The organism is Lactonifactor sp. BIOML-A5 (assembly GCF_009677585.1).
In the GTDB taxonomy this organism is placed as follows: Bacteria; Bacillota; Clostridia; order Lachnospirales; family Lachnospiraceae; genus Lactonifactor.
Window position 1 is genome coordinate 116203 of the sequence record NZ_WKYV01000009.1, and the last position, 16204, is coordinate 132406.

Genomic DNA, 16204 nt, shown 5'->3' on the forward strand with positions numbered 1-16204 from the left:
TGGTATTCTTGTATAAAATGCATAAGATTGATTTCAAAAAATAAGTGTTATACTTAAAAGGTCTGAAATCCTTAAAAATATGAACTAAAAAACACCGGGAAATTAAAGCTTAAGAAAGGATTAAATTGAATGAACATAACGATTTATGACACGGTCAACTCCGGCCTACATTTCTGGGGTGGAAAATACACATTTTGCATGAAACCAATGCACTATGTACATACAATATTAAAAGAAAGGTGACTAAATATTATGGAAAATTATTTTATTGAATCTAATGCGTACAACCCTTGGTATAATCTTGCAGTAGAAAAATATTTGGCAGATTATGTACAGAAAGAAGAAGTTATTCTTTATTTATGGCAAAACCAAAATACCGTTGTTATTGGACAAAACCAGAATGCGCTACGGGAATGCCGTGTACAGCTTCTGGAAGCAGAAGGTGGTTACCTGGCACGCAGATCTACAGGGGGAGGTGCTGTATATCAGGATTTAGGAAACCTTTGTTTTACATTTGTGGCTTCAGAAGAAAGATACGACGTCGAAGAGCAATTAAAAATAGTAATGAAAGCATGCCAAAAATATGGTATCTGCTCCCATTTTTCCGGAAGAAATGATTTGCTTACAGATGACAACAGAAAATTCTCCGGCAGCGCCTTCTCAATGACTTCAAGGGGAAAGGTCCAACACGGCACACTTATGATAAATGTAGATGTAAACAAGCTGCAGCGTTATCTGACTCCTACTCAGGAAAAATTAAAGGCCAAAGGAATTGCCTCTGTAAGTTCCCGAGTATGCAATCTGCAGGAATTGAATACCGGCTTAACTGTAGATGGAATGCGCGCTGCACTTAGAGCTGCATTTGAAGAACAATATGGCAGATGTACAGAATTATCTTTGGATATGTTAAATAATGATAAGATACAAGAATATTATAAGATGTACTCTTCCTGGGACTGGAGATATGGTAGATCACCAGAATGCGAGACTGTTTATTCCCATAGATTTACATGGGGCGAAGTAGAAGTTAATCTGAAACTCCATAATCTTATTATTAGTGAGTGCAAAGTATATTCTGATACTCTGGAAGTACAATTTCCCAATATGTTAGAAGGATTACTATTAAATCAACGATATGATATACAAAATATTCAAATTCCTGAATTTCATAAAGCTGATGAAGAACTTGCAAAACAATTGAAAGAAACTATTATGTGGTTTTCCGGAGTTTGGAGATAATCTGCACTCCAGTCACTATGTCGCCTTTGAAGAACTATTATGATAAAAAGATAACAGCATTTTAAAATGGAATAAGGGGAGATACCGCCTAATTATAAATGCAGTATCTCCCCTGAAAGTTCTATAGTTTCATATGTACTCGGTGCTCTGAAACCGTCTAGCAGAATCAAGCTTCCGCTTGCCGCCGTCTGTTTTTATGTATACCTGGCCTTTTGAGGTAGCATATAAAAAAAGATTCCTATATATAAATCGCCCGGTATAGATTTGCTTCATCTACAAATAATATTTTTAAATCAAAACAGGAGGTATTGCAATGAAAGCTATCGTATATGATGGGCTGCAGAAAGTGGAATGCAGATCCGTAGAAGATCCCAAAATAGAAAAAGAGGATGATGTCATCGTAAAAGTTACTTCTACAGCAATCTGCGGATCGGATTTACATTTAGTGCACGGCTTAGTAAAAGGAATGTATGACGGGTATGTGCTGGGTCATGAGACTATGGGTATTGTTGAAGAAGCCGGGAAGGAAGTGAAACATCTGAAAAACCGCGACCGGGTGGTAATCCCCTTTCCGGTGGCATGCGGACATTGTGAATTCTGTAATAAAGGAGAGTACAGTCAGTGCGATAATTCAAACGATTACGCTGAATCGGGGGGATTATTTGGTTATAGTAAATATCATGGAAATTACGCCGGTGGTCAAGCAGAATATATCAGAGTACCTTATGCCAATGTAGGGCCAAAAAAAGTTCCGGAGGAATTGACAGATGAGCAGGTTTTATTTGTAACAGACGTCCTGCCCACTTCTTATTGGGGGACTGAAATAGCAAATGTAAAAGCCGGAGATACCGTAGTTGTATTAGGCTGCGGCCCCATAGGACTGATGACGATCAAATGGTGTATTCAAAAAGGAGCCGGCAGGATTATTGCAGTGGATCGTGTGGGATATCGCCTGAACCATGCAAGAAGCTATGGTGTGGAAGCAATAAATTTTGAAGAGTATGAACAAGTAGGCGAGTATATAAAAGAAATCACTCACGGAGGTGCTCACTCTGTTATTGACTGTGTTGGTCTGGATGGCAAAACCTCTGTTGTGGAAAAAATCGAAACGGCGCTTAAGCTGCAGGGCGGATCAAAGTCAGCCATAGAAACAGCTTCCCAATGTATCAGAAAAACGGGAACCGTAGCCCTGGTAGGCGTCTATGGCAATAAATATAATAATTTCCCTCTTGGAAACTTTTTCTCCAAGAATATTTCCTTAAAAATGGGACAGTGCCCTGCCACCAGATATGTGGATTTGATACTGCAGAAGATTCAAAAAGGTGAATTTGATGCCACAGATATCATCACCCATAAGCTTTCCTTAGAAGAAGGAAGCCACGCGTATAGTATTTTTGATAAAAAAGAGGATGGCTGTATTAAAGTAATTTTAAAGCCATAGTATCCCTTATGTGATCCTTTTGCTTTAGCGCATACCTTTTGTTAACTGTTTGGGGTTTTGTCCTTCGGCTTAGTTTCCCCCGGCAAAACCCCTGCCTTCATATTTACATAATGGAAGTACATCCTTCTATCTGCGAATCAGTGTATCACCAAAATGTTCCCTGACGATTGCATCCAACTGCGCTGTAATATCTGTAAACGGCAAGTTCAAATCCAGCGTTTTTACACTGACCTTATTTCCATGCATCCGATAGACATTATTTGGCTGAATCTCTTCCTCTGTTTTTGCATACAGCAGCATACCTGATACCTCATTGGGCTCATCCCCAAATGCATAATGCCGGTTTTTTACATAGGTAAAAATCTGATACAGGTTGTTTGAATGCAACGTATGCTTGTCATACTGTTCCTGCGTAGTACGGGCATAGTACTTTGCATCGATGATGAGCACGGTATTGCCCTTTTGAAGATGTATATCAGTCCTCATTTTGGGCAGCATCGTCCTGATATCATCGTCCAGTGCCCACGAAATTTGAGACGCGTCTGCTGATAATGACGGAAAATGCTGAGAATAATACGCTAATATAAATTTTTCATACAAGCGGCACATTCTCTGTTCGTCTATAAAAGACGCAAGTTTATACTTACCCTTCTCGGTGCTGATTAGCATTCCTTCCAGGATCATCTGGCAGATACCTATCAGCACTCTGTATGTCTGATTATTTCTCTGAAATCGTATTGATGTCCACTGTATGGCTGACGGCTCAAGGATATCCACTCCGGAAAAGAACAGCATTTTTTTCTTCAGGTCATCTTTGTAATTTGACTTCACCTTGCAGTTTCGAAGTAAAAGCATTACCGTTGTTTTTATAATCTGGTTGAGTGTATTGTTCTCTGACAGCTCATCAAAATCACAGGTCAGCACCCTTTCATGCCCCAGCCTGTTTCGGATCGTGCCCGGCATATTAATTTTTCCGCGCATGGCAGGCAGTTCAGCCTGGCAGTTCCTATATTCCCGATACAGTCCCTGCTTAAGCTGCAGTCCAATCCCCTTTGACAATATTGCCGAAAAGAGATTATACATGTCATCAAACTCCTCCGCCGCCACCTCTTCATAAACGGACTGGTTCAGTATTTTAAATGCATAGGACAGCATATAGTATATATTTTTTATTACTATGCCCTTATCCTTCTTCATTGAAATACTCCCTGCAGAATATTTTCCCAGCGCTGATATGTGGGCTTATCGTCAAACCAATATTCGCTCAGCATTGGCAGAATATCAAAATCAACAATGTCCTTCAGCCATTCATCCGTACATTCCGAAATATTGCAGAAATAGCTGTGCCCTATGCAGAATCCTTTCCCCAGTGAGGTATCTGCACTAATTTCCTCATTTAGCTGTTTGATTTTTTCGATGAGTGCGTCAAAAGTATCGTTGGCAAGGCTTTTCTGATACTTAATGAAACCCTCAGACGTGAATCCCGGCTCCATATCGAAAAAGCTAAACCGGCGGCGCAGCGCGTAATCGATCATTGCCAGGCTTCTATCCGCCGTATTCATCAAGCCAATGATATGGAGACGTTTGGGCACTGAAAAACTCAGTCCGTTATAAGCTAAAGTGGCGCTTGTTCCACGATAACCGCACTCAATCAGCATAAGCAGTTCACCGAATATCTTACTCATATTGCCGCGATTGATCTCATCTATTATAAAGTAATAATCTTTATCCGGATGATTTGCAGCTTTTTTACAGAAGCCATAAAAAACTCCATATTTCAATTCGAAGCCATCGTCAACAGGTTTGTACCCCATCATAAAATCTTCGTATGAGTAATTCTGATGGAACTGCACGAATGCAATGCGGTCATCGTCCTTCTCACCCATCATTGCATAAGCCAGGCGCTTCGCTGCATATGTCTTGCCCACACCCGGAGCCCCCTGCAGAATAATATCCTTTTTCCTTCGAAGGACAGAAGCCAAACGCTCGTACTTATCCCCTGTCATATATACTTGATCAAGAAATTCTTCCCTGGAATATTTAGGTAAGGTATCTGCCGGAACCGGCGCCGGATTCTCCTCACGGATCAAATCCAGGATAAATTCATATTCGCCCTTTGTCAGCTTAAACAGGCTGCCCTGCTGCATAGAAAAATACTCCATACGTTCCAGCTCCTGGCAGGCTTTAAGGGCTGCGTAATCAATCGGTGATGATAAGCCTTCTATTTTTTCGAAGTATATCTTCTCTCCATCCTGCTCTGCAGTAACTCTGGCAATTGCTACAATCTGCTTCACCGGCGTAGACTCATACCCAATCACCATATCACCGGCCTTTGCATCCAAAAAGTTCTGAAAGATCCTGCGCTTATTCCCGTTATCATTGTAGAGCGTATAATCCTGTATCCCGCCGACAGGCATGCCTGAGATACTCCAGATTTTGGGATTGGCATTTAAAAACCAGTAATGCCTGCCTGAAGTATCATTCTTAAGCAGCTGGCCCACTGTTATATCGAAATACGGCTTCAAAATCACTGCTTCAAACAACTGCTTATCTGCATCCCCCACCTCTATACAGGTGGAGTTATCATTAGGTGTCCACCATTTTTGCTTTCCCGTATAAGGTTTGGTGTCACAAGATTCCGCGATAGCCGTATAAGAGCGCTGATACCATCCATTCTGTTTCTCCTGGTTCAGCTCTGCTTCATCAGAATCAATTCTTCCCAGCAGGCGGATGCTGTTCCCACGGCATAGGTAAAAATAGTCACCCTTTTTCATGTTGGCCATAAAGCTTTCCCCCTGGGCAGTTTTGCACCTCGCCTTAGCCGCTGTGTCCTTATGTACCACAACCACGTGTTTTTTTAGAAAAGCTGCTGCTTCGTCATCGGTAATGCAATCCATGCCATGACTGATTTTCCAGATTGCAGGTGAAAGGTTCGCATACAAATCCACCTGGGATAAATCAATTCTTTTTAATGCCTCTGCCAATTCTTCACGAAGCCTCCACACATAAGAACCATCCTCGTCCTTTTTGGCATTTTTGCCAACATAAAGCACCGGCCACCAGCGTGAACTTTCATCCTCCCTCTGCATAACCGGGCATCCTGTTTTTTGCACTACCCGCTTAGCCAACGCAGATGAGCCTGCATTGTAAAAGTTCCTGCTCTCTCCATATTTGATGGATAACTGCGTACACGTGGCCTTTCCGCCATAGGCAAGCATTCTCTTCATTATCTCCAGACTGCTGGATGTAAAAACCTCGTCATCTTCAAGAAGTGCTTCCCATTCATCAGCAGAAAGCGCCGGTGTATAATCCAGCGGCCACCATTCATCGGCATCCGGCTGAGAATCCTGTTTTCCAACATATCTGCTGATGTAAAACCCAACATCGATGGTAAGAGTGTGAAGCTCCGGGTCCGAATAACAGGTCCCGCTCAATTGGGAATTGAGGAGATCCTTTAGCTCATTGTCCTGCTTCAATTCCTTACAGATTTCATCATAGAAAGCAATGAAATTACGGATATTTTCAGCAAACGCTCCCCTTTTAAAATGATAATCACTTTCCAGTTCATCTGCTATTACTCTAATCTCACCCAGCTTATAAATGTAGTACTTATCGGGATATCGCAGCCACATGTAGGTGCAGATCGCGTTCTCATGCTGATAGTGCTGTGCTGCACCATTCCCGTATCTCTCTAACAGAAAACCAGACTTCTGCTTAAAGTTCGCAACACGCTCGTATGTATCCCTGCTCTCGTCAAAGAGCTCAATAAACATGGAGCGAACTTCTTCAGGAGCGAGTTCAGCAAACTTCGTAATCATCCGAGCCGGGAAGTTATTCGCAGAGGCAAGAAGATTTCCTGTTTGCGACAGAGCCTTCCTGATCATCTGTGCAAAATCATCCGCGTTGACATCCCAATTCATCTGAAAGCACTTAACCGCTTCCCATTTATATTTTTCCTCCGGCCACTGCTTCTGCACAAAATCCTTTTTGTACCCGGCAAGCGCCTTTTTCAACAGAATTTTGTTAAACATAATTTCTCCTCTTTATCCTTTGTTTTCGTGATACCACGTCCTTATGTCTCTTCGATGTTCCGTATGTACCTGCATTTCGGATACTTGGAGCAGCCATAGAATCCACGACCGGCATTCGCGCCCTTTTTTGCCTGGCGAAATGCAAGGGCACTTCCGCAGCGGGGGCAGATGAGAGAAGTGTCCTGCTGCTCTGTCTTGTTATACTTTTTGTGAATGCGCTCTATATGAGCCGCCTTAACCGCCTGATCCGCATGGGTCAATACTTCCAGCATATCATACAAAGCTTTCACCTTAGTCTCGTCTGCTGCGTCATTTGCATGATCCCAAATATCTCTCACCGCTGCGTATAGCCGATCCCTTTTGATAACACGGATATCAGAACTCTCTACCGTTACCTTTTTCAGTTCGCACCGTTCTGAAAATACAACTATTGAAAATAGTGGAATATCCTCCCCAAGGTATTGTCCAAGCCACTTGATATGCGTTCGATTCTGCTTAATAGGATTATAAAATCGGTTTTTTTCCCGATTCGGCAGCATGGCTGTCCAATAAGTATCTTTCTCATCCCCAAAAATCCAGCCTGAATAATTTTTACTCTCTATGACGAAGATTCCCTTTTGGGTAATAAAGACTACATCGATCTCCGATGTCTCGCCATTATCCTTCGGCACATAAATGTTGCGAAGTACCTGACCCTTTCGGCCAAGCAGTTTCACTAAGTTAAGCTCCCTCTCTGTCAATTTCTCTCCACGCCGTCCCACCCAGTTTGCATCAAATATACTGTCTAACAATACGTCTAAAAGTCCCTTTGACATACTATCCCCCCGCATCTATGGTACAGTCTAAAAAATATCTAAGTACTCTTGTGTATGTTTATAGTTCCATCTCATATCTTTCTTTTTCCTTTTATAACCGCAGGACTAGTCTCTGACAGGGATAATCAAATACTATCAAGTTTTCATCATCCACAAATCCGCAGGCATGATAACATGCTCTGGCAGATATTCCTTTCGGGTCCCCCTCCCGGAAGGTAACTACAGAAATGATATCTCCGGAAGTAAACCATTCAACCATTTTCACAATCAATCTTTTAGCCACACCCTTTTTACGATACTCTGGATGCACAGCAAGGAAGGACAGTTCTTTTGTTTCTTTTGAGCACATAAGCAGCCCTGCTATTCTCCCGTCTTCCTCTTCCATAATAGCTTCCTCTTTCCTGACAGCATTGTGTACTGCCTGTAAAAATTCTTTTTCTTTATAACCGGCAAAATCATCTTTTACCAGTTCCATCATGGACACTATTTGTCTTTCATCACTCTTGGTTACATATCTTATCAATTTTGCTCCTTCTCTCCATATAACGTTCTCTATACCTTCGATAATTTTTTATAATCGGTAAACAGAGGCGTCACCTGCCCCTTTAACAGCCTCCATCTTTCCTCTATTCTTCCTTGTATTTTTTAAAATTCTCTATCTGCATAATGTGATCGGCTTCATTCTCTTCCTTCGTTTTTGTTGGGTCATCACGTTCATAGCGTTGGCACGGCAATTCCTCACATTTCCCGCAATGCTCGTATTTCTTTTGATTGATACAGCACTCATAAATATCACAGCAGTTTTCCCCTGTATATTCCAGCCAGAATACCTTGCCCTTGATCTCCCGGCATCCCCGGCACTCCGTTGGGTAATACTCACAATCGGAACATATGGTACCGCAGCAGCTCATCTTTTTTTCCATATACACTTTCTCCCTATCATATATTATGCTGACACGCAATGCCGCCTGCCTGTGTCCTTATTAACCGGCAGGCTTTCTGCACACTGGCATAGCAGCGAACATTTTAGCTTTTACCACTACAGATTTATTTTCTTGCGGAAAAAAATAATACCGTACCTGTTATGTAGGTTTCAATGTCAGAAAAACCAGCCTGCTCAAAAAACAGATGCAGTTCTTTTTGGCTATACACCTTTACGTCACCGGTTTTGGAAAATGGAAATACCACCACATTGGCAATCCACCTTACTGCCGGAAGGAAAAATGGCTCGGCAATAAAGACTCTCCCGTTTTTCTTCAATACCCGCATACATTCCCTGGCAAAAGCCTGGGGAGTCTCAAAATGATGAAATGCGCAGGACACTGTAATGACGTCCACGCTCTCATTTTCATAACTGAGAGGAGCACAAGGCCCCACTGCAAATGTGCAGCCCGGGTATTTTGCCCTGGCAGCAGCTATCATATTTTCAGAAATATCCACCCCAAAAGCGTGTATCCTCTCCTTTTTTGAGAGTTCCCCAAGCAAATGCCCATTGCCGCAGGCAACGTCCAGAACAGTGTCGCCTTCCCTGAGCACAGCGTTTTTAATTATCTCTTCTTTGTGGGGTCTTGTGTAACTGCCCTCTGGCGCAGAGTCATATTCCCACGCCATGGCATTGTATACTTTTTGAGACTGTTCCGTCTTTTTTCCCAAATCGATTCCTCCAAAATTCTATTTCCTGCTGAATTCAGTTTACTACATTTGAGATGAAGCGTCCATAAAAGCAGTTGTCCGGGTATGAAAAAAATGTCTGGCACTTGTTTTGCCAAACAAAATAAAGGGATTTGCCGGATGGTATTTTTTGTCCGGCAAATCCCTCTTTTTAAACTATTCGGTGTTATCTCTGTATCCCTTAGGGCGAAACCTTATTTACCCCATCTCTTAATCGGTTCAACATATGTGAAATGGCAAACATAAGGGTCTCATAATGCATATAATCAAGAATATTTCTATCCACAAGGATTTGCAGACTTGCGGGAAATTCTTCATCGGATTCCCAAAACCTTAAAACTACCGGAAGAAAAGGAAACAAATCGAGCTCATAGGCAACATCCCCCTTTTCCACCTTTCTTCCCTTAAGCCTTTCACATGCACGGGCCAAGGCATCCTTTTTCCCGTCGAAATACTTCCCGGCCTCCTGAAAAAAATCGCTTCCTTTTGCCAATGTGCCGCCCTGTACTGCAGAAAGACTTCCCACATTCACCCACTCACAGGCGAGATGGCAGTTCTCTTTGGAGCAGCAGAGCACATCATATAAGGTCATGGCTTCGTTGTAGTCAGCCTCTCCTTCCGTTTGAAAAGCATCCTCCGACCAGCTTACCTGCCCGTTCCGACGGCTGATACGATATTGCCGGTTCAGACAACAAATATACAGATAGTTTTTGTCCTGCACCAGTCCAAACTTCCGGATCATCTCTTCCTGATCGTATTGCAGGAATACATCTGCCATATTGTTTTTCATTTTTTCATAATTGGAAATTCCCTGTTTGATTTTCATATACTTCCTTTATCCTTTTCTCCTGATCTTTCCTGGCATCCTCATCTGCATTTGAAGTACTATCAAAATAGTATCATTCTCTTTTTTATTTGTAAACTGTTGATGAGACGCGGTATCTCTCTTCTGCGATCTCCTATGGGAAGCCGGCTGTGGAGGTGCCGGATTCCATTTAAACCGATAACGACTAGCAAATGTATAACAATATTATACTATAAGTTTATGCTGGAGGTAAAAATAGTATATTTCTGTAACTGCAAACATTTGGTTCTACTCTATCCATAACAGGGCTGCTGAAGCGGGAAGATAGAAAAGGAGAGTCGCTGGAAAAGGGCTTTCATGGGGACAAATCTACTGTCTCATCTAAATAGGCTATTCTGCATTTTTTTAATCAACGCTATATCAGCCGGCAGCCAATCTACACTATATAATTCATCTTTGTTAAGCCATCTTCCTTCTTCCGCTTCTTTGAGAATAATTTTTCCATCTACCACAACACACCAGAAGCAATCCATTCTTAAATGGAAAGTAGGATAATCGTACTCAACCGTATCAATCAATGCACCGACTTCGACTTTTACATCAAGTTCCTCTTGCATTTCTCTTATCAGAGCCTGCTGTGGTGTTTCACCGTCTTCAATTTTTCCTCCGGGAAATACCCATTGTCCCTTGAATTCACCATATCCTCTGGCAGTGGCAAAAATCTTAGTTGTACTTTCGAAAGAATCACAAATAACTGCCGCTACTACTTTTGTTGTTTTCACCACATTATTCCTCTAAATGCTGTTTTCTTAATCTGAACTTATACTCTTTGCGAACATTTCCGGATTCATCTTTGTCATCTTCGTATGTATAATTCACCAAAGAAAATACGCCTTGATAATAATATTCCTGTGGTGAGAACTTAACAAACAAATGTATTATTTTTCCGTCACGCTCTGCATCTACAATTGCTCTGTTACCAATAGTCATCTTCTGGTCGCCAGTTTTTCCTTCGCCAGAATACATATAATCCCCATCAGAAGTCCAATGGTCATGATATACAAAACCAGCCTTCTTTCTATCTACCGAGGAAATAAGAACTACAGTCGACGATGTTCTATTAATTCCCCGACCAAAGCCAGCAATCTTAATTCCAAATTGTTCTTCTACTTGTTGATAGGTGAGAATAGGCTGTCTTGCTAAATGCCTTACATTATAATCAGGGCCAAATCCATCCTCAATTCTTTTTCTATTTCTTTTCACAGGAACATCAGTTATGCGGCGTTCTTCTTCCGTCTTACGTGCTTCCTCTGTTGCTTGTTGCTGCACTTTTGTAGCCAGTTTTTTGTTATTGACTTCTTCCATAATTTCAGCTTGCACCGATGCATCTTCGGCCTCTATAAACTGTTCAAAGGCATCTGGGTATATAAACTTTGATTCCTTAGCTACAAATTTGATTGTCAGATGGTTGTCTGAAGCCTCAGTTATTATACCTATACCATAAACCTTATGTTTTACTTTTACATTTAATAAATCTGTAATCCTCACAATAATAATCCACCTTATGCCTTATAAATTTCTAGTGCTTCTGTTGCCATTCTGTCATCGTTAGGTGTAAGATATCGAATTTCCACTGTGGTCATTTCCGTAACTTCCCATTTTTTCTATGAGCAGTTTACTACATTTACGTGAACCGTCCATAATAGGAGTAGCCTTTGGGGTATGGTATTCATCACACAAAAAGCACTTTACATTTCTGTGATGACAATAGAATTCATGAATGCAATTCCCTATGATCCCACGTATCGTTGAGCCCAAGTAGGCTGGAAGTATCCCTCCTCTTAAACATTCATAACTCACATGTAACGTTAATATTTTCATAAACTCAAACATAGCAATAGGATCCTCCTGACATCCACCTCAAAGTTAATCCGTATTTTCATCCAGTTATGACAATTTACAATCTCAGAATAAGTGTCTCATCCTCAAACAATCTTCTGGTATTCGTATCTTTATCACTTTTCTCCAAACATAAAATCCGCTATTTTTGCTTACCCTTCATAAAATAACTCTTTCGAATTCTTAATATCTGCAGGTTTTAATGTTCAGAAATAACCCAACCGTTTTTGCCGAATTTTTTGCTTCATTCAATCTTAGATGTATATTTTTCCTCAAATTCAGTTTCAGTTAATCCCAGCTTTAGAGGCTCCGGCATCTTGTTAAGCAAATTCTTCCATTCAATTAGTTTATCACTGAGTTCTCGAAATTTTGCTAATACTTCTGGAGATATCGCTCTCAATCTATTCAATAGGTAAAAAGCAACCGTACAGTTACCTTGATAAAACTTTTGCTATCTAGTTCCACTACTGTGCTGATTTAATAACCTTCCTCAAATATTCTTTTAATGCACCACTGTATATTCTCACTCAAGTTTCTGCTTTCTTCTTGCCCCATTGCTCCTGATAAGGTTATCGCCGCTTCTACTTCCTTAACCCATTTCTTCCACAATCCCAGAACACCCCTGAAAATACCCAACCCCATCTCATCCATAAGGAAAAGGCGCAAAAGCTAAAAGCCTTCACGCCTCACCACACGACAACTATCCGATCTCACCTAGTCATCATTTAACACTCTTTTGCAACAGGACAATGCTTTCCACGGTATTACCAGATTCCCACAAAATCAAACCTTGACTCTACCATCCTTAAATATTATTTAGCGGACATACATCTTTTAATTTAAATGAATAGTATTCTCTACACATTAATGAATCCTAAACTCATCCAAAATAACTGCTGCATACTCATAATTTAAATCAATCAATATTTCGAGTATATCTTCATATGCTTCAATAAGTTCTTGATCCTGTTTAATTTTATCACTATGTGTAATAAAGGACTTAAGAATAATCAATTGTATTACAACTTCTTGTTCTTTCACTGACTTTTTAAATTTATTTCTCTCAGCTTTCGCATTTTGAAAACTATTTTTAATTGAAATTAATATTTCCGGCAATAATTCATCTATATGCATTTGATAAGTCGTTCTCAACAGTTCTTTGATATGATATTTTCCATACTTTGTAAATTGCTTATTCAAAAATTGCTTATCCGCATACGAATAATTTGTTTTAATTTTGCTCCAGTCTCCCACGCAATATCTAGTTACAGAAAACATAAGAGATTTGTATAACTGTATTCGTACATATTCTTCATCAATAGCATTTACTTTATTCTCAATATATGATATTTTCTTTTTACACAAATTTCTTCTTTTCAAGTCAACATATGAATCAAAAAATTCACACAAGAAATTCCCAAAAATATCTTGATAGAACTCAATAGTATCTGATGTAAATTTCGAAAAATCGATTCCTTCAAATAGTATATCTATTGCCATTTTTGCGTCACTTTGAGCTTGTACCATTTCTCTCTGAAACAGTTCAACAATTTCATATTCTTGGTAAGCATCAAAAATAACATGAGTATTGTGATTTTTTTCACTATATTTCCAAATATCAATCACACATAATAAGATATTATGAATAACCATTCTAAAAGATTCGTTAATAAAATTTAGGCCGCAATTTGCAACATAGCATAACGTTGATATATCATATTTACTCATATCAAAAGTGTTTACCTTAAAAGATTCTTCCTGAAACAGATACTTAATAATTATCTCATCCTCGTGACCAACATAAGTGTTTCCATCATCATCTTTGATATAACAGTCTACAACTGACAATTTCGGTTGCATATTAGGGCTAAATATAAAGTCAGTTTTTTTCTTGCTCGCTATCATATAATTAGCATTGTATTTTTGATGCTCCATCTGATCTTCAGCTAACTTAATAATTGTATTAAATACCGCTTGCGCCAAAATATCATGATTAGCCAAATATTTCTTCATATATTTAGTTATTTCAGCAATAACTCCATGGTGCTTCCTATGCATCACACAGTCCAACATTATTTTCTTTATCTTATTTTTTATCTCGATAGCAATGTCATTTTCCAATTGATTCAATAAAACCGGCACAAGTGCAGTATCCCCTAAAAAGCTTCCATTAGAAAACAACTTCTCTATTCCGTCAATCCATATTGTGCAAAATTTCTCCCTTTTTTCTTTCTCCAACTCTGGATGATTGATTGCACCAGCAATAAGAAGTATCAAAAGATTTTCATATTGGAATGCCACATCTGTATTTTTCATCAACTCTAAAACAACGTAAATTGCATCAAGAATTGATAGCAAATCAATCTGTCCAGATACCATATTATCATTGCACTTTTTAATCGCTACATTTAATTTCTGCTCAGGTTCATTGATTTTTTCTTGTTTTAAAACAATTTTTTCCGCTTCCCCAGATACTTTGGGTTCTAACATAATTACGTTTTCGGCTATCTTAGTTGCTTTTGCACCACGCATATCCATTTTCTGAATCTGTAAATAATCCCGTGCATTCTCTTCATCATTTTTTATGATCGAATATAAATAGTCTAAAATCCCATAGCTCTTATCCTGTATAATCGAATCAAAAAATATTTGTGCATGAGATACATATTCTTGTATACTTAAATTACATTTTTTATCCAATTCATATCTATCTTTAAGTTCAGGTATTCCCATGGTCTTAAAAATTTGCCTTTCAAGCAATTCTTCTGTCGGATTTTTATGGAACAACGCATATCTTGATATATCCCAATGAACAAGTTCTATACTTGTCGCTAAGTCCAAAGCATAGCCTGGTAATTCTTTTTCAAAATGGATTCCTATACTCTCAATAATTGTAAGCAATGCTATATTATTTGATTTTGCATAGATAGTTTCTTTTACATAATTCGAAAACCCAATCAAGAATTCCTGCTCCTTTTTCCAAGTCTCCAAACTATTTATTATAGCTTCTTTAAGACAAAAAATAACATCTCCTATTATCGTAGGGACATTGTGGTCTCTAATCCCTGCAAGCCACATATTTCCATTTCCCCAGTATTCCTTTAGCGTATTACTCTCATTAATTCTTACTTTGATTTGTATTACATTTTCAGGAGCATTGGCTGCATATTTAGATATTACTTTATTTATAAATCCAATTGTCCAATGAAATCCCACTTCAAAATTCAATCGAAACAAATTCCACAAAAACACATTATCGTACACTGTTCTATATGAAAAATCATAATGTTCAGCCTCTTTACCTAATCCATATTCAGGCCCCTTAGACAATCTACCAATATTATAAAAATTCAATTCCTCAGTATCCACACTTACACATAACCATAATGTGTCAGCTATCGAACACAATTCACTTGCCAATCTGATTACCAAGGCAGGATAAGCATTCTTCAATGTCCATTCCATAATATCTTCTGATTTTCGCCTGTTTTTTGTGTCTCCATTTGTATAATTACAAATTAATAAATCAAAAAAACTTTTTAACCAATCTTCTGAATTATCTGCCATTCGATAAAGCGCTTCCAAACAAGATGATATTTCATCTATGATTTTATAATAGCTTTCTTTTCCAGATTCCTGCATTGAATATTCCACATAATATTCCATCATAGTACACGCATCAGAAGCAACTATAGATACTCTATTCTCTTGCTTCGCATAATCTAAACACAGCTTAATAATATCATCTCTCCCGATGATATCCCGTTTGTAAATTTCTTCATTTTTCAAAAGTCGAATAATGCATGGCCTTCCATTACCAATAGGAGTTAATGTGATTTGTGGCAACCCTTGCCCAATATGTATTAACTTGCCTTCAAATGCAAATAAATTAATACTATTCACAAATTCCTGTAGTATACCTTGTTCTAAAATTTCAAGCCCTTGCTCTTCAAAATAATTATCGCAAAACCTTGATTTAACAATTCCAATTTCTGTTTGCCTTTTCCAACTTTGAGGAATTTCATCGGAGAAGGTAAGACTATATAAAAATTTATCTCTATTTACTTGTATAAACATTTTATTCGAAATCCAAATCTGATATCGTCTATACACACAACGCCCGAGATTTTCTATTTCATCGTAAAAATTCTTATACTTTCCTTTACACAAATCAAACGCTTTATCAAAATAGTGTTCAAAGCAAATATCTTCGAAAATATCATACTTTACTATGAAACAAAAACCATCGGATAGCCAAAAAAGCGCATACTATCCCTATTAAACTTTTAATCGTCCATTTTGA

The 16204-nt window shown here is 39.0% G+C and carries 12 protein-coding genes; 2 read left to right on the plus strand and 10 right to left on the minus strand.

The genetic code is table 11. The features are described from left to right. Window positions 1-252 precede the first annotated feature (252 nt). The gene (locus GKG41_RS09845; RefSeq protein WP_154258337.1) at window positions 253-1239 is read left to right on the plus strand and encodes a lipoate--protein ligase; all 987 of its coding nucleotides are present in this window, start codon (window positions 253-255) and stop codon (window positions 1237-1239) included. Window positions 1240-1552: 313 nt separating this feature from the next. Then, window positions 1553-2680, plus strand: a complete 1128-nt coding sequence (locus GKG41_RS09850) for a zinc-dependent alcohol dehydrogenase (protein ID WP_154258338.1) — start codon at window positions 1553-1555, stop codon at window positions 2678-2680. Between the two features lie 126 nt (window positions 2681-2806). Here GKG41_RS09850 and mcrC read toward each other — a convergent pair whose 3' ends face one another. The 10 genes from mcrC to GKG41_RS09905 all read right to left on the minus strand — a co-directional run bounded on the left by mcrC (window position 2807) and on the right by GKG41_RS09905 (window position 15978). Then, a complete protein-coding gene (mcrC, locus tag GKG41_RS09855; protein WP_154258339.1) occupies window positions 2807-3877 on the minus strand; it encodes a 5-methylcytosine-specific restriction endonuclease system specificity protein McrC in 1071 nt (356 codons plus the stop codon). Then, the gene (locus tag GKG41_RS09860; protein ID WP_154258340.1) at window positions 3874-6711 is read right to left on the minus strand and encodes an AAA family ATPase; all 2838 of its coding nucleotides are present in this window, start codon (window positions 6709-6711) and stop codon (window positions 3874-3876) included. Before GKG41_RS09860 ends, mcrC begins: the two co-directional genes overlap by 4 nt. 41 nt (window positions 6712-6752) lie before the next feature. Then, the gene (locus GKG41_RS09865; RefSeq protein WP_154258341.1) at window positions 6753-7526 is read right to left on the minus strand and encodes an NERD domain-containing protein; all 774 of its coding nucleotides are present in this window, start codon (window positions 7524-7526) and stop codon (window positions 6753-6755) included. Window positions 7527-7617: 91 nt separating this feature from the next. Then, a complete protein-coding gene (locus GKG41_RS09870; RefSeq protein ID WP_154258342.1) occupies window positions 7618-8049 on the minus strand; it encodes a GNAT family N-acetyltransferase in 432 nt (143 codons plus the stop codon). Window positions 8050-8152: 103 nt separating this feature from the next. Next, complete coding sequence (locus tag GKG41_RS09875; RefSeq protein ID WP_154258343.1) at window positions 8153-8449, minus strand: DUF3795 domain-containing protein; 297 nt, start codon at window positions 8447-8449, stop codon at window positions 8153-8155. Window positions 8450-8573: 124 nt separating this feature from the next. Beyond that, window positions 8574-9179: a class I SAM-dependent methyltransferase gene (locus tag GKG41_RS09880; RefSeq protein ID WP_154258344.1), complete on the minus strand. Its 606-nt coding sequence runs from the start codon at window positions 9177-9179 to the stop codon at window positions 8574-8576. 199 nt (window positions 9180-9378) lie between these two features. After that, window positions 9379-10023, minus strand: a complete 645-nt coding sequence (locus GKG41_RS09885; protein WP_154258345.1) for a DUF3786 domain-containing protein — start codon at window positions 10021-10023, stop codon at window positions 9379-9381. Window positions 10024-10379: 356 nt separating this feature from the next. Further along, a complete protein-coding gene (locus GKG41_RS09890) occupies window positions 10380-10784 on the minus strand; it encodes a (deoxy)nucleoside triphosphate pyrophosphohydrolase (RefSeq protein ID WP_347563288.1) in 405 nt (134 codons plus the stop codon). A gap of 4 nt (window positions 10785-10788) precedes the next feature. After that, a complete protein-coding gene (locus tag GKG41_RS09895; protein WP_154258346.1) occupies window positions 10789-11550 on the minus strand; it encodes a hypothetical protein in 762 nt (253 codons plus the stop codon). A 1215-nt stretch (window positions 11551-12765) separates the two neighbouring features. Further along, the gene (locus GKG41_RS09905) at window positions 12766-15978 is read right to left on the minus strand and encodes a hypothetical protein (RefSeq protein ID WP_154258348.1); all 3213 of its coding nucleotides are present in this window, start codon (window positions 15976-15978) and stop codon (window positions 12766-12768) included. Window positions 15979-16204 lie beyond the last annotated feature (226 nt).

What these genes read in the sequence shown, in the direction of transcription:
- GKG41_RS09845 (WP_154258337.1), top strand. Translation starts at nt 253, where the DNA reads ATGGAAAATTATTTTATTGAATCTAATGCGTACAACCCTTGGTATAAT.
- GKG41_RS09850 (WP_154258338.1), top strand. Translation starts at nt 1,553, where the DNA reads ATGAAAGCTATCGTATATGATGGGCTGCAGAAAGTGGAATGCAGATCC.
- mcrC (WP_154258339.1), bottom strand. Translation starts at nt 3,877, where the DNA reads ATGAAGAAGGATAAGGGCATAGTAATAAAAAATATATACTATATGCTG.
- GKG41_RS09860 (WP_154258340.1), bottom strand. Translation starts at nt 6,711, where the DNA reads ATGTTTAACAAAATTCTGTTGAAAAAGGCGCTTGCCGGGTACAAAAAG.
- GKG41_RS09865 (WP_154258341.1), bottom strand. Translation starts at nt 7,526, where the DNA reads ATGTCAAAGGGACTTTTAGACGTATTGTTAGACAGTATATTTGATGCA.
- GKG41_RS09875 (WP_154258343.1), bottom strand. Translation starts at nt 8,449, where the DNA reads ATGGAAAAAAAGATGAGCTGCTGCGGTACCATATGTTCCGATTGTGAG.
- GKG41_RS09885 (WP_154258345.1), bottom strand. Translation starts at nt 10,023, where the DNA reads ATGAAAATCAAACAGGGAATTTCCAATTATGAAAAAATGAAAAACAAT.
- GKG41_RS09905 (WP_154258348.1), bottom strand. Translation starts at nt 15,978, where the DNA reads ATGTTTATACAAGTAAATAGAGATAAATTTTTATATAGTCTTACCTTC.